This is a genomic window from Rhizobium sp. KNZ2-6A (genome assembly GCF_056755475.1).
Genome location: NZ_JBNDIC010000013.1, coordinates 45,125 through 62,388 on the forward strand (window position 1 = coordinate 45,125; position 17,264 = coordinate 62,388).

At 60.5% G+C, this 17,264-nt stretch carries 18 protein-coding genes; 16 read left to right on the plus strand and 2 right to left on the minus strand.

Annotated features, from left to right (window positions below; genetic code table 11):
- The first annotated feature begins 13 nt into the window (after nucleotides 1-13).
- From nrdH to nrdF, 4 genes are read left to right on the plus strand one after another with little or no spacing between them, the layout of a single operon-like run.
- On the plus strand, nucleotides 14-235 hold the full coding sequence (gene nrdH / locus ACPYOP_RS11495) for a glutaredoxin-like protein NrdH (RefSeq protein ID WP_481410517.1): 222 nt from the start codon (nucleotides 14-16) through the stop codon (nucleotides 233-235).
- Between the two features lie 25 nt (nucleotides 236-260).
- On the plus strand, nucleotides 261-656 hold the full coding sequence (gene nrdI / locus ACPYOP_RS11500; protein WP_481410518.1) for a class Ib ribonucleoside-diphosphate reductase assembly flavoprotein NrdI: 396 nt from the start codon (nucleotides 261-263) through the stop codon (nucleotides 654-656).
- On the plus strand, nucleotides 644-2,818 hold the full coding sequence (gene nrdE / locus ACPYOP_RS11505) for a class 1b ribonucleoside-diphosphate reductase subunit alpha (RefSeq protein ID WP_481410519.1): 2,175 nt from the start codon (nucleotides 644-646) through the stop codon (nucleotides 2,816-2,818). The genes nrdI and nrdE overlap by 13 nt, the downstream gene beginning before the upstream one ends.
- Nucleotides 2,819-2,838: 20 nt before the next feature.
- Entirely contained in the window at nucleotides 2,839-3,813 is a 975-nt protein-coding gene (gene nrdF, locus ACPYOP_RS11510) for a class 1b ribonucleoside-diphosphate reductase subunit beta (protein ID WP_481410520.1), read from the plus strand.
- A gap of 162 nt (nucleotides 3,814-3,975) precedes the next feature.
- On the opposite strand, the gene ACPYOP_RS11515 is transcribed toward nrdF, so the two are convergent.
- Nucleotides 3,976-4,254, minus strand: a complete 279-nt coding sequence (locus tag ACPYOP_RS11515) for an HU family DNA-binding protein (RefSeq protein WP_149635491.1) — start codon at nucleotides 4,252-4,254, stop codon at nucleotides 3,976-3,978.
- A gap of 356 nt (nucleotides 4,255-4,610) precedes the next feature.
- On the opposite strand from ACPYOP_RS11515, the gene ACPYOP_RS11520 reads away from it, so the two are divergent.
- From ACPYOP_RS11520 to ACPYOP_RS11550, 7 genes are all read left to right on the plus strand, one after another.
- Entirely contained in the window at nucleotides 4,611-4,832 is a 222-nt protein-coding gene (locus ACPYOP_RS11520) for a hypothetical protein (RefSeq protein WP_481410604.1), read from the plus strand.
- A 165-nt stretch (nucleotides 4,833-4,997) separates the two neighbouring features.
- Nucleotides 4,998-5,996, plus strand: coding sequence for a Tim44 domain-containing protein (locus ACPYOP_RS11525; protein ID WP_481410521.1), 999 nt, complete (start codon nucleotides 4,998-5,000; stop codon nucleotides 5,994-5,996).
- A gap of 196 nt (nucleotides 5,997-6,192) precedes the next feature.
- Nucleotides 6,193-7,017: a class I fructose-bisphosphate aldolase gene (locus ACPYOP_RS11530; RefSeq protein WP_481410522.1), complete on the plus strand. Its 825-nt coding sequence runs from the start codon at nucleotides 6,193-6,195 to the stop codon at nucleotides 7,015-7,017.
- A 22-nt stretch (nucleotides 7,018-7,039) separates the two neighbouring features.
- Nucleotides 7,040-8,197 (plus strand): Gfo/Idh/MocA family protein, encoded by a 1,158-nt coding sequence (locus ACPYOP_RS11535; RefSeq protein ID WP_481410523.1) that lies wholly within the window; start codon nucleotides 7,040-7,042, stop codon nucleotides 8,195-8,197.
- On the plus strand, nucleotides 8,194-8,865 hold the full coding sequence (locus ACPYOP_RS11540) for a D-lyxose/D-mannose family sugar isomerase (RefSeq protein ID WP_481410524.1): 672 nt from the start codon (nucleotides 8,194-8,196) through the stop codon (nucleotides 8,863-8,865). The genes ACPYOP_RS11535 and ACPYOP_RS11540 overlap by 4 nt, the downstream gene beginning before the upstream one ends.
- On the plus strand, nucleotides 8,865-9,923 hold the full coding sequence (locus ACPYOP_RS11545) for a carbohydrate kinase family protein (RefSeq protein ID WP_481410525.1): 1,059 nt from the start codon (nucleotides 8,865-8,867) through the stop codon (nucleotides 9,921-9,923). The genes ACPYOP_RS11540 and ACPYOP_RS11545 overlap by 1 nt, the downstream gene beginning before the upstream one ends.
- 103 nt (nucleotides 9,924-10,026) lie before the next feature.
- Nucleotides 10,027-11,037, plus strand: a complete 1,011-nt coding sequence (locus ACPYOP_RS11550; protein ID WP_481410526.1) for a zinc-dependent alcohol dehydrogenase family protein — start codon at nucleotides 10,027-10,029, stop codon at nucleotides 11,035-11,037.
- Between the two features lie 24 nt (nucleotides 11,038-11,061).
- Here the strand turns inward: ACPYOP_RS11550 and ACPYOP_RS11555 are convergent, their stop codons facing one another.
- Complete coding sequence (locus ACPYOP_RS11555) at nucleotides 11,062-12,081, minus strand: LacI family DNA-binding transcriptional regulator (RefSeq protein WP_481410527.1); 1,020 nt, start codon at nucleotides 12,079-12,081, stop codon at nucleotides 11,062-11,064.
- A 431-nt stretch (nucleotides 12,082-12,512) separates the two neighbouring features.
- On the opposite strand from ACPYOP_RS11555, the gene kdpF reads away from it, so the two are divergent.
- Genes kdpF through ACPYOP_RS11580 form a run of 5 tightly spaced genes read left to right on the plus strand, consistent with a single transcriptional unit; the run spans nucleotide 12,513 to nucleotide 17,261 of the window.
- The gene (kdpF, locus tag ACPYOP_RS11560) at nucleotides 12,513-12,602 is read left to right on the plus strand and encodes a K(+)-transporting ATPase subunit F (protein WP_481410528.1); all 90 of its coding nucleotides are present in this window, start codon (nucleotides 12,513-12,515) and stop codon (nucleotides 12,600-12,602) included.
- A gap of 27 nt (nucleotides 12,603-12,629) precedes the next feature.
- Nucleotides 12,630-14,333 (plus strand): potassium-transporting ATPase subunit KdpA, encoded by a 1,704-nt coding sequence (gene kdpA / locus ACPYOP_RS11565; RefSeq protein ID WP_481410529.1) that lies wholly within the window; start codon nucleotides 12,630-12,632, stop codon nucleotides 14,331-14,333.
- 12 nt (nucleotides 14,334-14,345) lie between these two features.
- A complete protein-coding gene (locus ACPYOP_RS11570) occupies nucleotides 14,346-14,507 on the plus strand; it encodes a hypothetical protein (RefSeq protein ID WP_159444778.1) in 162 nt (53 codons plus the stop codon).
- 48 nt (nucleotides 14,508-14,555) lie between these two features.
- Nucleotides 14,556-16,643: a potassium-transporting ATPase subunit KdpB gene (kdpB, locus tag ACPYOP_RS11575; protein ID WP_481410530.1), complete on the plus strand. Its 2,088-nt coding sequence runs from the start codon at nucleotides 14,556-14,558 to the stop codon at nucleotides 16,641-16,643.
- A 12-nt stretch (nucleotides 16,644-16,655) separates the two neighbouring features.
- Nucleotides 16,656-17,261, plus strand: coding sequence for a K(+)-transporting ATPase subunit C (locus tag ACPYOP_RS11580; protein WP_481410531.1), 606 nt, complete (start codon nucleotides 16,656-16,658; stop codon nucleotides 17,259-17,261).
- The last annotated feature ends 3 nt before the right edge of the window (nucleotides 17,262-17,264 follow it).

Sequence of the window (17,264 nt, forward strand, 5' to 3'; positions counted from 1 at the left end):
AGGAGGATATCCGATGAGCATCACCGTCTACAGCAAGCCCGCCTGCGTCCAGTGCACAGCCACGACCCGCGCCCTCGATCGCCAGGGGATAGACTATACCATCATCGACGTATCCGCCGATGCGGCGGCCTATGAGCTGGTGCAGGGTCTCGGTTATCGTCAGGTTCCGGTTGTTGTTGCCGGCGAGCTGCATTGGGCCGGCTTTCGTCCCGACATGATCAGCACGCTTGCGTGAACAACGTGGCCTGAGGAGCTGAGCAATGGGTGAGATCGTCTATTTCTCCAGCCGTTCGGAGAATACCTATCGCTTCGTTGCCAAGCTTGCATTGCCGGCCGCCCGTATTCCGCTTGCCGCGGGAGACGAGTTTCGCGTGACTTCGCCCTACGTCCTGATCGTCCCGACCTATTGCGGCGAAGGTGGCAAGGGGGCGGTGCCCAAGCAGGTGATCCGCTTCCTTAACGATGCGGGCAACCGTTCGAACATCCGCGGGGTCATCGCCGCGGGCAACAGCAACTTCGGCGCGACCTTCGGGATCGCCGGCCACATCATCTCCACCAAATGCCAGGTGCCGTATCTTTACCGGTTCGAACTCCTGGGAACGGATGAAGATGTTGCCAATGTCAGACACGGATTGGAACGATTTTGGACACGCTAACCTCTTCTTTATCGCGGGACGTGGGCGACCGGCCGGCGAAGACCGCGGAAACGGCCTTAGATTATCACGCCCTCAACGCCATGCTGAACCTTTATGACGAGCACGGAAAGATCCAGCTCGACAAGGATCGCTTGGCGGCCAAGCAGTATTTCCTCCAGCACGTCAACCAGAACACGGTCTTCTTCCATAATCTGCGGGAAAAGCTCGATTACCTGGTGGCGGAGGGCTACTACGAGCGGGAGGTGCTGGACCACTATTCCTTCAATTTCGTGCGCGATCTCTTCGATCATGCCTATGCGAAGAAGTTCCGCTTCCCGACCTTCCTCGGCGCCTTCAAATATTACACCAGCTACACGCTGAAGACCTTCGACGGAAAGCGCTATCTGGAGCGCTATGAGGATCGCGTCTGCATGGTGGCGATGACACTGGCGCAGGGCAATGAGCAGCTTGCCCGCGATCTGGTCGACGAGATCATCTCCGGCCGCTTCCAGCCGGCAACGCCGACCTTCCTCAACGCCGGCAAGAAACAGCGCGGCGAGCTGGTTTCCTGCTTCCTGCTGCGGGTTGAGGATAATATGGAATCGATCGGCCGGGCCATCAATTCCGCGCTGCAGCTTTCGAAACGCGGCGGTGGCGTGGCGCTATCGCTTACCAACATCCGTGAGGCCGGTGCGCCGATCAAGCATATCGAGAACCAATCGTCCGGCATCATTCCTGTCATGAAGCTGCTGGAAGACTCCTTCTCCTACGCCAACCAGCTTGGCGCGCGGCAAGGGGCAGGCGCCGTCTACCTGAATGCCCACCATCCGGACATCATGCGTTTCCTCGATACCAAACGCGAAAATGCCGACGAGAAGATCCGCATCAAGACGCTGTCGCTCGGCGTGGTCATTCCGGACATCACCTTCGAGCTCGCGAAGAACAACGAGGATATGTACCTCTTTTCGCCCTATGATGTGGAGCGTGTCTATGGCGTGCCGTTTACCGAGATTTCGGTGACGGAAAAGTATCGCGAGATGGTCGCCGACAGCCGCATCCGCAAAAAGAAGATCAAGGCGCGCGACTTCTTCCAGGTGATCGCCGAAATCCAGTTCGAGAGCGGCTATCCCTACATCATGTTCGAAGACACGGTGAATCGTGCAAACCCCATCGCCGGCCGCATCACCATGAGCAATCTTTGCTCCGAAATCCTGCAGGTGAGCGAAGCCAGCGAATATGGCGACGACCTTTCCTACAAGCATATGGGCAAGGATATTTCCTGCAATCTCGGCTCGCTCAACATTGCGGCCGCGATGGACAGCCCCGATTTCGGCAAGACAATCGAAATGTCGATTCGGGCACTGACGGCCGTCTCCGACATGAGCCATATCTCCTCGGTTCCCTCTATCGAGAAGGGTAATGACGACAGCCATGCCATCGGCCTCGGCCAGATGAACCTGCACGGCTATCTCGCCCGCGAGCGCATTTTCTATGGTTCCGAGGAAGGCGTCGATTTTACCAATATCTACTTCTACACGGTCACCTATCACGCCATCCGCGCTTCGAACCTGCTTGCCGCTGAGCACGGCCGGAGCTTCAAGGGTTTCGAGAATTCGAAATACGCCTCCGGCGAGTATTTCGACAAATATACCGAGCAGGAATGGAACCCGGCGACCGGGCGTGTCGCTGAAATCTTTGAAAGGGCCGGCATCGCCATCCCGACGCAGGAGGATTGGCTCGAATTGAAGCAGGCCGTAATGGAAGGCGGCCTCTATAACCAGAACCTGCAGGCCGTGCCGCCGACGGGCTCGATTTCCTACATCAACCACTCGACCTCCTCGATCCATCCGATCGTCTCCAAGATCGAGATCCGCAAGGAAGGCAAGATCGGCCGCGTCTACTATCCGGCCGCCTTCATGACCAACGACAATCTCGATTACTACCAGGATGCCTATGAGATCGGGCCGGAAAAGATCATCGACACCTATGCGGCAGCGACGCAGCATGTCGACCAGGGCCTGTCGCTGACGCTGTTCTTCCGCGATACCGCAACCACCCGCGATATCAACAAGGCGCAGATCTACGCCTGGAAGAAAGGCATCAAGACCATCTACTATATCCGGCTTCGCCAGATGGCGCTTGAAGGCACGCAGGTTCAGGGCTGCGTCTCCTGCACGCTCTGAACTTTTGAGGGACCATGACAATGAATATGCAAATCAAACCGGCAAGCCGCGTTCGCGCCATCAACTGGAACCGCATCGAGGATGACAAGGATCTCGAAGTGTGGAATCGTCTGACCGGCAATTTCTGGCTGCCGGAAAAGGTGCCGCTCTCGAACGATATTCAGTCCTGGGCCACCCTGAAGCCGGAGGAGCAGCAGCTCACCATCCGCGTCTTCACCGGCTTGACGCTGCTCGACACGATCCAGAACGGCGTCGGCGCCGTCAAGCTGATGGCCGATGCCGTCACGCCGCATGAAGAGGCGGTGCTGTCGAACATCTCCTTCATGGAAGCCGTGCATGCGCGCTCCTATTCGTCGATCTTTTCGACACTCTGCCTGACGCCCGACGTCGATGATGCCTACCGCTGGTCGGAGGAGAACGAATTCCTGCAGCGCAAGTCGGCGCTGATCATGGAGCAATATTCCTCCGACGATCCCTTGAAGAAGAAGGTCGCGAGCGTCTTCCTCGAAAGCTTCCTGTTCTATTCGGGCTTCTATCTGCCGATGTTCTGGTCGAGCCGCGCCAAGCTCACCAATACGGCCGATATGATCCGCCTCATCATCCGCGACGAAGCCGTGCATGGCTACTATATCGGCTACAAGTTCCAGCGCGGCCTCGAACGGCTTTCGGAAGAGCGGCGGCAGGAAATCAAGGATTTCGCCTTCGATCTTCTGCTGGAGCTTTATGACAACGAAGCCAGATATACCGAAGCGCTCTATGACGGCGTCGGCCTGACCGAGGACGTCAAGAAGTTCCTGCACTACAACGCCAACAAGGCGCTGATGAATCTCGGCTACGAAGCGCTTTTCCCCTCCGAGGCCTGCAGGGTCAATCCGGCCATTCTTTCCGCACTCTCGCCGAATGCGGACGAGAACCACGACTTCTTCTCCGGCTCCGGCTCGTCCTATGTCATCGGCAAGGCTGTCGCCACCGAGGACGAAGACTGGAATTTCTGAGTCTTGTGCCCAGCGCGGCTGTAATGGAGTGAGAGCTGATGGTGTCGCGCCAGCCTCGCGGTCACGCAGCTGCATTCGCCTTCGTTTGAAAACACAAATGGCCGACCCTAGCGGATAGGGTCGGCCATGGAATCCATCGGGCTTTGACGGCCCGGATCGGCATTACTTGTTGAGTGCATCCTTCAGCGCCTTGGCCGGCGTGAAGGCAAGCTTCTTCGATGCGGCAACCTTGATGGTTGCCCCCGTTCCCGGATTGCGTGCTTCGCGCTCCGGCGTGTCCTTGACCTTGAACTTGCCGAAACCCGGAATCGAGGTTTCGGCGCCGGAGGTGGCGGCTCCGGTGATGGCTGCAAAGACGGCTTCTACGATCGCCTTGCTCTGAACTTTGGTGAGCTTATGCTCTGCGGCAATCTGATCTGCGATTTCATTAGTAGTGGTCATGAGGCTTCCCCCGCATTGGTGACGCCGGAATCATTTCCATTGCCGGTGCCTATTGTCACCTGGAGTCCTGCCCGGAAAGGCCGAGAATGCCTGCATTTCCACAATTTCCGACGTATCGGAGCCATTTCGGACGCTTTGCGCGGGTGATTTTCCAGTCGAAGAGCGAGCCGGGCAGTCGGCGGGAGAGCGGTTGGCGGCCTCCGGAGCGCCTGCGAATCTGCTGGAAAGGTCAGAATCGGGAGGCTCTAGCGCGTCTTTTCGCCGTGCGGATCCGGGCTATAGCGGCGTAATCGAGGCTGGTTTTTCGCAAGGATGGCCTATAGAGGCTTGCTCATGATGAATGAATGGGACAGGCAATGGAACACGAGATCAAGGTAGACAATCGTGGCGATTTCGGGCTTTGGGCCATCGAGGTCGCCAAGCAGATCATCAGCGATGAGGGCTTTGAACTGGCACGAGCGGCACGGGATGGCACGGATGATGATGTCCGCGCGGCCGGCAATGCGCTCGGGCAGGCGATCACCAATGCGCTGATGGAAGTCTATGACGGGCTGATCGAAGGCGCGGATGAAGATTAGGGGCGTCTCCGCAGGTTGCGGCCAGTCATCCGCATGCTCGCTTGATCGGCATGCTCAGGATTGAAGTTTTCAAGCTGCACCAACTTAAAATCGCACCTTACAATCGCGAACCGCCATTCCCATATAGGAGCGGATTAGTCTTTCTGCCCTATGACAGGAGAGCCAATGTTCAGTGCAATACCGCGTTTTGCCAAGATCGCAGCCATCGTCGTCCTTGCCGCCGCTTCGTCCGTAGCGACCTTTGACGCTGCCGATGCGCGTCGCGCTGGATCCAGCGGATTCGGAAGCCGCGGGACGCGTACCTTCGATACGCCGGCCATCACGAGGACAGCGCCCACGCAGGCAGCACCCATTGACCGGACGATGACGCAGCGACCGCCGCAGCAGACGACGACCCAGCCGCCGCTTGGCGCGCCCCAGCGTCCAGGTCTTTTCGGCGGCTTCGGCGGGTCGATGATCGGCGGCCTGATTGCCGGCGGCCTTCTCGGCATGCTACTCGGCCATGGTTTCGGCGGCGGCATCGGCTTCCTCGGCATGCTGCTGCAGATCGGCCTGATCGTGCTGCTCATCAGCTTTGCCATGCGGTTCTTCGCAAACCGCCAGCGCACGCAATATGCAGCGCCGGGATCGGGCACGTCTTACAACATGAACTCGATGAACAATGCGAGCGCATCGCAGCGTCCCTCTTTCTCCTTCCCATCCGTCGGCGGCGGAGCGGCGGCCGCGCAGAAGGCGCGTCAAGCCAATGACGAGATCGGGCTGCAGCAGGCCGATCTCGATCGCTTCGAGCATCTCCTCACCGAAATCCAGTCGGCCTACGGCAAGGAAGACTATGCGACGCTGCGCCGGCTGACCACGCCGGAGGCGATGTCCTACCTGGCGGAAGAGCTTGGGGAAAACGCGACCAATGGCGTGCGCAACAGCGTTTCCGACGTCCGCCTGCTGCAGGGCGATATTGCCGAGGCCTGGCGCGAGAATAATGCCGAATATGCAACGCTTGCGATGCATTATTCGAGCATCGACGCCCTGGTCGATCGCGCGACAGGAAAGCTCGTCGACGGCGACGATCGCAATCCTTCCGAGACGACCGAACTCTGGACCTTCGTACGCAAGCCTGGCGCCGAATGGACGCTTTCAGCGATCCAGGGGACGGAGCTGCATTAATCCACGCTGCTCCCGCAGAGAGCCGCCCCGCGAGGGATCGAGGGCGGCTAGTCATATTCAGAAACTGATAGCCCTTACTCCTTAAAACCTGAAGAAGTCGAGCGGGTGTCGAAGACGATGCGGCAGCCGCCTTGACTCGCCAAGTCTGTCCTATAATGTTCCGATGTGGAAACGTTACCACATCGGGAGGAAATAGATGAAATCCGCGCGGCTCAACCGCCTGTTCGGCGTGTCCGGAAATTGCTTCGATGTCGCTATCGATCATGGCATGTTCAATGAACAGACCTTTCTGGCCGGCATCGAGGATATGCGGACGGCCATCAAGGTCATTGCCGATGCCGCACCGGATGCCATTCAGCTTCCGCCAGGAACTGCCCCCATCCTACAGGCGATCCCCGGCAAACATCGTCCGGCACTCGTGTTGCGGACTGACATCGCCAATATCTACGGCAATCCGCTGCCCTCGGCACTGTTTTCCGAGATGATCGACCGAGGTGTGGAGCAGGCAGTGGCGCTCGATGCCGCCTGCGTCGTCGTCAATCTTTTGATGCTGCCTGACCAACCGGAGGTCTACCGCGCCTGCGTGCGCAACGTGAACAGCCTGAAGCGTGAGTGCGAGATCTATGGCATGCCGCTGATGGTCGAGCCACTCGTCATGCAGGATAATTCCAAGGGCGCCTATATGGTCGATGGTGCGATCGACAAGATCCTGCCGCTGGTGCGGCAGGCCGCCGAACTCGGCGCCGATATTATCAAGGCGGATCCTTGCGATAATGTGCAGGAGTATCATCGCGTCATCGAGATCGCCCAAGGCTTACCCGTGCTGGTGCGCGGCGGCGGCCGCGTGTCGGATCGGGAAATCCTTTCACGCACCAAGCAACTGATGGAGCAGGGCGCCCGTGGCATCGTCTATGGCCGCAACGTCATCCAGCACAACAATCCGGCTGGCATGACGCGCGCGCTGATGGCGATCGTCCATGAGGAGAGCTCCGTCGAAGACGCCTCCAGGCATCTCGCCTGACGCATCCTGGGGAGGAGGAAACATGAAGAGAGTATTCCGTTTCGGCGTTATCGGCTGCGGCCTGATGGGGCGCGAATTCGCAAGTGCCGCCGCCCGCTGGCTGCATCTTGCCGATACCAGGGCGCGGCCCGAAATCGTTGCCGTCTGCGATACCAATGCCGCACTTCTCGACTGGTTCATGGACAACGTGCCGTCGGTCCGGCAGTTTACCAAGGATTATAAGGAACTGCTCGCCAATCCGGATGTCGACGCGGTCTATTGCGCCGTGCCGCATGTGCTCCATCAGCAATTCTATGTGGATATCCTCAAGGCCGGAAAGCATTTGCTCGGCGAAAAGCCGTTCGGAATGGATGCGGCGCAGAACCGCGAGATCATGGCGGTTTTGGCCGAAAACCCGAAGCTTCTGGTCCGCTGCTCATCGGAAATGCCGTTCTTTCCGGGAGCGCAAAAGGTCATCGCGCTCGCTGAGAGTGGCGAGATGGGCGATATCCTCGAAGTCGAGGCTGGCTTCCTGCATTCCTCCGACATAGACAGGCAAAAGCCGATCAACTGGAAGCGCATGGCCGATATCAACGGCGACTATGGCTGCATGGGTGATCTCGGCATGCATGTGCTGCATGTGCCCTTGCGGCTCGGCTGGCGCCCGCAGACCCTGCATGCGCAGCTGGTCAAGAAGATCACCGAGCGACCGGACGGCAAGGGCGGCATGGTGCCGTGCACGACATGGGACAATGCAACGATCAGCGCCCGCGTGCAGACGAAAGATCAGGATTTCCCGATGGTGCTGAAGACCTGGCGCATCGCGCCGGGCGAAGCCAACACCTGGTACATTCGCATCCTCGGCATGAAGAAGAGCGCCTTCTTCACCACCAAGTCGCCACGGCAATGGCAGTGGATGGATTATAGTGGCGGCGCGCAGGCCTGGAGCACCGAGGATCTTGGATACGGCTCGCTCTTCCCGGCGATCACCGGCAAGATCTTCGAGTTCGGCTTCGCCGATGCCATCCAACAGATGTGGGCCGCTTTCGTCGACGAGCTGGCAGGCGGAAACGCCAATGGCTTTGCCTGTGCGACGCCGGAGGAAGCGCAGGCGCACCACGCGGTGCTGACGGCGGCACTGAAATCCGGTCGCGAGAATATCGTCGTGCCGGTCGACTATCAGGGAGCGTCTGCCCGATGAAGCGTTCCGAGATCAATGAAGCGCTGCAGCGCGCAAGCAAAACCTTAGACCATTGGCGATGGTCTCTGCCGGAATGGGGCTACTGGACTGCGGCGGATTTCGCCGCCAATCAGGAAGCGGCGCGCTATCTGCGTAGCCATCAGCTCGGATGGGACGTCACCGATTTTGGCTCCGGCCGGTTTGCCGAATGCGGTCTCGTGCTCTTTTGCCTGCGCAACGGCATCGTCGGTGTAGAGGGCGAGCGCAGCTATGCCGAGAAGCTGCTTTTCGTCGAGGAAGGGCAGGTGACGCCGACCCATCGCCATCAAGCCAAGATGGAGGACATCATCAACAGGGCCGGCGGCGATCTCGTGATCGAATTCGCCGCGACCGATGCCGGAGGCAATGTACTGAAGGACGATTTGGTCGTTCCGGTCGATGGCTTGCCGAGGAAGCTTGCCGCCTGGGAGCCGTTGGTTCTCTCTCCCGGCCAGAGCGTGACGATCCGCACCGGGCTCTATCATCACTTCTACGGCCGAAAGGGCGGTGGGCCGGTGTTCGTCGGCGAAGTCAGCCAGGTCAATGACGATAACAGCGATAATTACTTTCTGGAGCCGATTGGCCGCTTCGCGGCGATCGAGGAGGATGAGCCGCCTCTCAGACCCCTCTGGAACGAGGCAGGTGGCTGATGCGGACCGGGGAGGAGGTTCGAGGCGGCGAGAAAAAGGATAAGGGAGGCATTGTCTGCGCTGGCAATTTCATTGTCGACCGCGTGCACACGCTGTCCTATTGGCCAGAGCAGGGTAATCTTGCCCATATCCTGCATCAGGATGTGGGCGTTGGGGGAGGGGCCGCCAACGTCGTCACCGACCTTGCCTCGCTCGGCTTTCCCGGAAAGCTCGCCGCTGCTGGCTGCATCGGCGCGGATATCGATGGAGAGATCGTCAGGGCGCGGCTTCAGAGCGCCGGCATCGATACAAGCGGCCTGCGTGAACTTCCCGACCGCGCGACGGCGCACACGCATGTCATGAATGTGCCGGGGCAGAACCGCACCTTCTTCTATCATGGCGGCGCCAATGATGCGGTGACGGATGCACTCGTCTCACCTTCCGTCTTTGCGGATGCCGGTTACCGGCTGTTCTATCTCGGCTATCTCATGCTGTTGCCCGGTCTCGACACGATCGACGCGGATGGGCGATCCGGGGCATCGCGCCTGCTGGAGGCCGCGCGCAATGCCGGCCTCACCACCTGCGTCGATTTCGTCTCCAGCGAGGATCCAGAGTTCGCGGCGAAGGTCGGCGCGGCCCTGCCATACTGCGATTTCCTCGTCATCAATGAATTCGAGGCGGGGCGGGCAACCGGCGTGACCGTGCGCGACACGAAGGGCGAGTTGATCGATTCCGCACTTCTGACTGCCGGTGAGCGGCTGCTGGCGGCAGGCGTCGCCAAGGGCGCGATCATTCATGCCCCGGAGATCTGCTTCTGGTTTACGCCGGGGTGCCCGCCTACTATTTCCAGATCGCGATCGATCGATCCGGCTGAAATCGTCAGTACCGTCGGTGCCGGCGATGCCTTCTGCGCCGCCGTGCTCTACGGCCTTCATGAGAACTGGCCCGTCGAGCGCATCTGCGCCGCCGCCCATGCCACCGCTGCCCGTTGCCTGGGAGGTGCGACCGCGACGGACGGCATAGCAGACATGGCAACGCTTCTCAAGGATGTGAAGACGATGCAGCATGCATGTGCTTGATGTGCCAGCTACGGAACGGCAACGCGTATGATTGGATGCTATGGTGCCGACGGGAGTGGCGCGATAGGATCAAGACATTGAACCTTATGCTCGGAGGAGGAGAATGAGGGCAGTCCGTTTGGAATCGATCGGATCCATGGCCATGCGCATTGTGGAAAAGCCGAGCGCTGGATCGGGGGATATCATCGTCCGGGTTCTGGCCGCCGGCATCTGCGGATCAGACCGGCATATGTACAAGGGTGAGTATCCGACGGCCATGCCGGTGGCATTGGGCCATGAATTCTGCGGCCTCGTGGAGGAGGTGGGCGAGGGCGTTTCGTCCTTCATGGGCGGTGAGCTCGTGACGGTGGACCCGAATATCGCCTGCGGCACTTGCCCCGCCTGCCGGCGCGGGCGGCCGAATCTCTGCGCCAATCTGAAGGCCATCGGGGTGACGCGGGACGGCGGCTTTGCCGAATATGTCGCGGTTCCCTGCGGCCAGGCGTTCACGCTGCCTCCCGATCTCGATCCTGTCCATGGCGCCTTTTGCGAGCCGCTCGCCTGCTGCCTCCATGCCATCGACAAGGCGAATATCAGCCCCGGCGACAGCGTCGCCATATTGGGCGGCGGCGTGATCGGCCTGCTGATGGTGCAGCTGGCCCGCCTCGCCGGTGCCGACCAGATCATCCTGATCACGAGACAGCTGTCGCGGCGCGAGGCGGCGTTGCGGCTGGGGGCGACGCTGGCCCTCGACCCGACGGCGGCGGATGCGGTTGCCGCCGTCAAGGACGCGATCGATGGCGGCGTGGATGTCGTCATAGAATGCGCCGGAGTCCCAGAAACGCTGCGGACCGGCGTGCGGATGGCGCGACGCGGCGGTGCCTTCGTGCTGTTCGGAGTGACGCCGGCGGGGCTCGAAGTGCCCATTCTGCCGTTCGATCTGCTCGTCAATGAAGTCGAAATCAGGCCGGCCTATCTCAATCCCTTCACCCATTCCCGGGCTGCGGCCATGGTGGCGAGTGGTATTCTGGAGCTGGATTCGCTTGTCACGAAGACCATAAGCCTCGAAGAGGTCGCGAGTGTGGTCGGCAACGTGCCATTGGCCGGCGAGATCAAGGTCATCGTCCGGCCGTGAATGCCGACCGAAGGCGGTGTGCATTCATTTGCGAGCCGGGCCGGTGGAATCGCGCTCGATCAAGGTGACGGGGATTTTGACGATGGCGTCCGTCCGGGGCTCCCGGTCAGTCTGTTGCTCTTCGATCAGAAACTCCAATCGCCGAACTGCCTGTTCGCCGACACTACGGATCGGCTGGGCGACGGTCGTCAGCCGCGGAAAGACATAGGCCGCCTCCGGCAAATCGTCGAAGCCGATGACCGAATAGTCGCGTGGTACGGAAAAGCCATGATCCTGAACGGCATGAATTGCGGCGATCGCCGAAATATCGGTCGTCCCGATGATGGCCGTCACCTCGGGGCGGGAGGCCACCAATTCCCTCGCGAGCGGATAGGTCGCCGCGAAGCTATGCTCCTCGGCCATGGACACGACCGCGGGCGCTATACCGCTCTCGGCCATTTCCGCCGCGATGCCGCGAAGGCGAAGCTGGACGGGCTGGCTGTGCGCAGGCGCGCCGACAATGCCGATCAGCCGATGGCCGAGGCTGATCAGATGGCGGGCCATCAAACGCCCGCCCTCCTCATGATCGGCCATGACGGCATCATCGGCAATTCCGGTGAGCTCGCGGTCGATGGCGACGATCGGGATCTGCGCGTCGCGCAGCGCTTCGAAATGCTCGGTGCTGCCGAAGGCGCTAGCCACGATGACGCCGTCGACGCGCTGGGACAGCAGCATGGAAATGTAGCGCGCCTCGTGATCCATGTTTTCCGCCGTGCTGCAGATCAACGTCTGATAGCCGCGCCGGAACAGGTCCTGTTCGATGGCATGGGCGAGGATGCCGAAGAAGGGCACGTCGATCGATGGCAGCATCAGTCCGATCATCCGGCTCGGGGCGCCGCGAAGCATGCGAGCGCCCTTGCTCGGCGTATAGTTGAGCGTACGGATGGCAGCCTCCACACGCTCACGCAGTTCCGGAGAGGCATAGCCGCTATTGTTCAGCACGCGTGAGACTGACGAGACCGATGTTCCTGCGAGCTTGGCGATATGTCTGATGCTGGTGGTCACTGGCTCGCATTTCTTTGTCTGGCGGTCGTATAGTCGTAGGACGTGGCCGTAAAAACTCGACCCGTGTCCGTCGACTAAATCACTGCTGGGAAGCGGCATCAAGCGCGATGCGGGAACATCTCCGCTCGTCTCGGCAACCCCGTGGGCATTTATAAGATTTTTATATCTTCTCCTATCCGTCCGTCTCGAACCTTAATGCGGTTCGGTCGCATATTGTATGGCGAAGATACACCTGAAGTGCTCTTCCCCAGGCAGAATGAAAACAAGCGCTTTCGTGTGAAGCGCCCTCCTTTATTTCTGCATTCAACAATAACAATCAAGGACTCGCGATCGATGATGGACATCATTCTTGTCGGGATCGGCGTTTTATTCTTCCTCCTTTGTGTCGCTTATACCAAGGCCTGCGACAGCCTCTAGTCGGAGAGACGGCAATGCTTCTCGATTACGTTCTCGGTGGCGGCGTGACGATCTTTCTCACGGTCTACCTGGTCTATGCTCTTATTCGTCCCGAGCGCTTCTGACAGCGCTGGATAGGGAAAGTTACCTCCATGACCTTCAACGGATGGCTTCAGATCCTCCTTTACATCGGGATCCTACTCCTGCTCGTCAAACCGCTCGGCGGTTACATGACACGTGTCTTTACCGGCGAGCGCACCTTCCTCTCTTTCGTCCTCCGTCCTGTGGAACGGGGGCTTTATCGTCTGGCCGGCACGAACGAGCGCGAAGAGCAGCACTGGACGACCTATTCGGTCTCCATGCTGCTGTTCAGCCTTGCCGGCTTTCTCGCTCTCTACGCGCTGCAGCGACTGCAGGGCGGCTTGCCGTATAATCCGGCCGACATGAGCGCGGTCGGACCGGAACTGTCCTTCAACACAGCGACCAGCTTCGTCACCAATACCAATTGGCAGAACTACGGCGGCGAAAGCACCATGTCCTATCTCGTGCAGATGGCCGGCCTCACCGTGCAGAACTTCGTTTCCGCGGCAACCGGCATCGCCATCGCCATTGCGCTGATCCGCGCATTTGCGCGCGCTTCGGGTAAGGCGATCGGCAACTTCTGGGTCGATATGACACGAGCCACGCTCTATGTCCTGCTGCCGATCTGCATCATCCTGACGATTGTATTCGTCTATCTCGGCGTCCCGCAGACGCTCGGCCCCTATGTCAACGCAACGACGCTCGAAGGTGCACAGCAGACGATTGCCGTCGGTCCCGTTGCCTCGCAGCTTGCCATCAAGATGCTCGGCACGAATGGCGGCGGCTTCTTCAACGCCAACTCGGCGCATCCGTTCGAAAACCCGGATGCCATCTCCAACCTCCTGCAGATGCTGGCGATCTTCGCCATCGGTGCGGCGCTCACCAACGTCTTCGGCCGCATGGTCGGCAGCCAACGGCAGGGCTGGGCGATCTTGGCTGCGATGGGCACGCTGTTCATCGCCGGCGTGATCGTCACCTATTGGGCTGAAGCGGCAGGCAACCCGCTCGTTCATGCGCTCGGCATCCAGGGCGGCAACATGGAAGGCAAGGAAGTCCGCTTCGGGATTGCCGCCTCGTCGCTCTTCGCCGTCATCACCACCGCTGCATCCTGCGGCGCGGTCAACGGCATGCTCGACAGCTTCACGGCGATCGGCGGCCTGATCCCCCTCATCAACCTGCAGCTCGGCGAAGTCATCGTCGGCGGCGTCGGCGCCGGTTTCTACGGCATCCTGATGTTCGTCGTCATCGCCATCTTCGTTGCCGGCCTGATGGTCGGGCGCACGCCGGAATATCTCGGCAAGAAGATCGAGGCCAAGGAAGTGAAGATGGCAATGCTTGCCGTGCTTTGCCTGCCCGCCGGCATGCTGATCTTCACGGCGATCTCCGTGGTATTGCCCTCCGCCGTCGCTTCGATCGCCAATGCAGGCCCGCACGGCTTCTCGGAAATCCTCTATGCCTACAGTTCGGCCGCGGCAAACAACGGCTCGGCGTTCGCCGGCCTGACCGGCAATACCTCCTGGTACAATATCACGCTCGGTATCGTCATGCTGATCGGCCGCTTCCTGGTCATCGTTCCGGCCCTTGCGATTGCCGGTTCCCTGATCAGCAAGAAGACGGTTCCCGCTTCGGCCGGCACCTTCCCGACGGATGGCCCGCTTTTCGTCGGCTTACTAGTCGGCACGATCCTCATCGTCGGCGGCCTGACCTTCTTCCCGGCGCTGGCGCTCGGACCGATCGTCGAACACCTGGCGATGATCGCGGGCCAGACCTTTTAAGGAATGACGGCCATGAGCCAACCGCTTCTAGGCAAGCTTCGAAAAGTCATCGATCCACGCCCCTTCGACAGGGGGCGTGGCCCGGCCGGAATAACCTGCGCTTCCGACGCCATTTTGCTGGCGATGGTTGCCCTGTTCCTCGGCCTTGTCGTCTTCGGATTTTTGATCGGCTGATCGGCTGCGTTCCGATCTGACGTTTTCCTCTTCACGCTGGAGCCTCTTATGAGCCAGTTAAAATCAGCGAGTATTCTGGATTCTCGCATCCTCGTTCCGGCGATCGGCGCTTCGTTCAAGAAGTTGAACCCGCGCACGCTCGCCAAGAACCCCGTCATGTTCGTGGTCGCCGTCGTTTCGATGCTGACCACCGTCCTCTTCCTGCGCGACCTCATCACAGGCGGCGGCAATCTCGGCTTCTCGCTGCAGATCAATATCTGGCTGTGGTTCACGGTGCTGTTTGCCAATTTCGCCGAAGCCGTAGCCGAAGGCCGCGGCAAGGCACAGGCGGATTCGCTGCGCAAGTCGCGCACTGAAACGCAAGCCAAACTTCTGACCGGCGACAGCCGCACCGACTACAAGATGGTGCCTGGCACCAGCCTGAAGGTCGGTGACGTCGTTCTGGTCGAAGCCGGCGATATCATCCCGTCTGATGGCGAAGTTATCGAAGGCGTCGCTTCCGTCAACGAAGCCGCGATCACCGGTGAATCGGCGCCGGTCATCCGTGAATCGGGTGGCGACCGTTCGGCCGTGACCGGCGGCACGCAGGTTCTGTCGGATGAAATCCGCGTGCGCATCACGGCTGCCGCCGGCTCGACCTTCATCGACCGCATGATCGCGCTGGTCGAAGGTGCCGAACGGCAGAAGACGCCGAACGAAATCGCGCTCAACATCCTGCTGGCCGGCATGACGCTGATCTTCGTGCTGGCGACCGTCACCATCCCGAGCTTTGCCGCCTATGCCGGTGGTTCGATCCAGACGGTCGTGCTCGTCGCGCTCTTCGTGACGCTGATCCCGACCACCATCGGCGCTCTGCTCTCGGCAATCGGTATTGCCGGCATGGACCGTCTGGTGCGCTTCAACGTGCTCGCCATGTCGGGCCGCGCCGTCGAAGCCGCCGGCGACGTCGACACGCTGCTTCTCGACAAAACCGGCACGATCACGCTTGGCAACCGTCAAGCGACCGCGTTCCGCCCGGTCCGTGGCATCAGCGAGCAGGATCTCGCCGATGCAGCACAGCTTGCTTCGCTTGCCGACGAGACGCCTGAGGGACGCTCGATCGTCGTGCTTGCCAAGGAGAAATATGCGATCCGCGGCCGCGACATGACGAGCCTGAAGGCGACCTTCGTTCCCTTCACCGCCCAGACCCGCATGAGCGGCGTCGATCTCGAAGGCTCCTCGATCCGCAAGGGTGCCGTCGATGCTGTCGTCACCTATGTCGAAGGTGCTGCCAATGGCAGCCATGAAGGCACCGCCGTCATGTCGCGCACATCAAGCGAAACGCTGCGCGAGCTGCAGGTGATCGCTGACGAGATCGCCAAGGCGGGCGGTACGCCACTTGCCGTCGCGCGTGATGGCCGCCTGCTTGGCGTCATCCATCTGAAGGACATCGTCAAGGGCGGCATCCGCGAACGCTTTGCGGAACTGCGCCGCATGGGTATCCGCACCGTGATGATCACGGGCGACAACCCGCTGACGGCGGCCGCCATCGCCGCAGAAGCCGGCGTCGACGATTTCCTTGCCCAGGCAACGCCTGAAATGAAGCTGGCGCTGATGCGCCAGGAGCAGGCGCAGGGCAAGCTCGTCGCCATGTGCGGTGACGGCACGAATGACGCGCCGGCACTTGCCCAGGCCGATGTCGGCGTGGCCATGAACACCGGCACCGTCGCTGCCCGCGAAGCCGGCAACATGGTCGATCTCGACAGCGACCCGACGAAGCTCATCGAGATCGTCGAGATCGGCAAGCAACTGCTGATGACCCGCGGCGCGCTGACGACCTTCTCCATCGCCAACGATATCGCGAAATATTTCGCCATCATCCCGGCAATGTTCATCGCCTTCTATCCGCAGCTGAAGATGCTGAACATCATGGGGCTGGCCACACCGCAAAGCGCCATCCTCTCGGCGATCATCTTCAACGCGCTCATCATCGTCGCACTGATCCCGCTGTCGCTGAAGGGTGTTCGCTACCGGCCGATCGGCGCCGGCGCGCTGCTCAGCCGCAACCTGCTGATCTACGGCCTCGGCGGCATCATCGTTCCCTTCATCGGCATCAAGGCCATCGACATGGCGATCACCGCCATCGGCCTCGCCTAAGGAGCTTCTCTCATGTTGAAACAAATCAGACCCGCGATCGTCATGATCGTCGCCACGACCGTCCTGACCGGCCTTGCCTATCCGCTTGCCATGACGGGTGTCGCCCAGACGCTCTTTCCCCATCAGGCCAATGGCAGCCTGGTGGAGAAGGACGGCAAGGTGATCGGCTCCAGCCTGATCGGCCAGAATTTCACGGCGGATAAATATTTCCACGGTCGCCCGTCGGCCACATCAGGCGCCGACCCGAATGACCCGACCAAATCGGTTTCCGCACCCTATAATGCCGCCAATTCCGGTGGTTCCAATCTCGGTCCGACCAATTCGGCTCTGATGACACGCATCAAGGGCGATGCCGCAACGCTGCAGGCTCAGAATCCGAACGTGCCAGTTCCGATCGATATGGTGACCACATCGGGCAGCGGCCTCGATCCTGACATCTCGCCGGATGACGCCTATTTCCAGGTGCCGCGCGTGGCCAAGGCCCGCAACATGGATGAGGCCAAGGTCAAGTCGCTCGTCGACGCCGCCATCGAGCCGCGAGAGCTCGGCGTTCTCGGTGAGCCTGTGGTCAATGTGCTGGCATTGAACCAGGCGCTCGATGCTTCTATGACTCAATGAGTT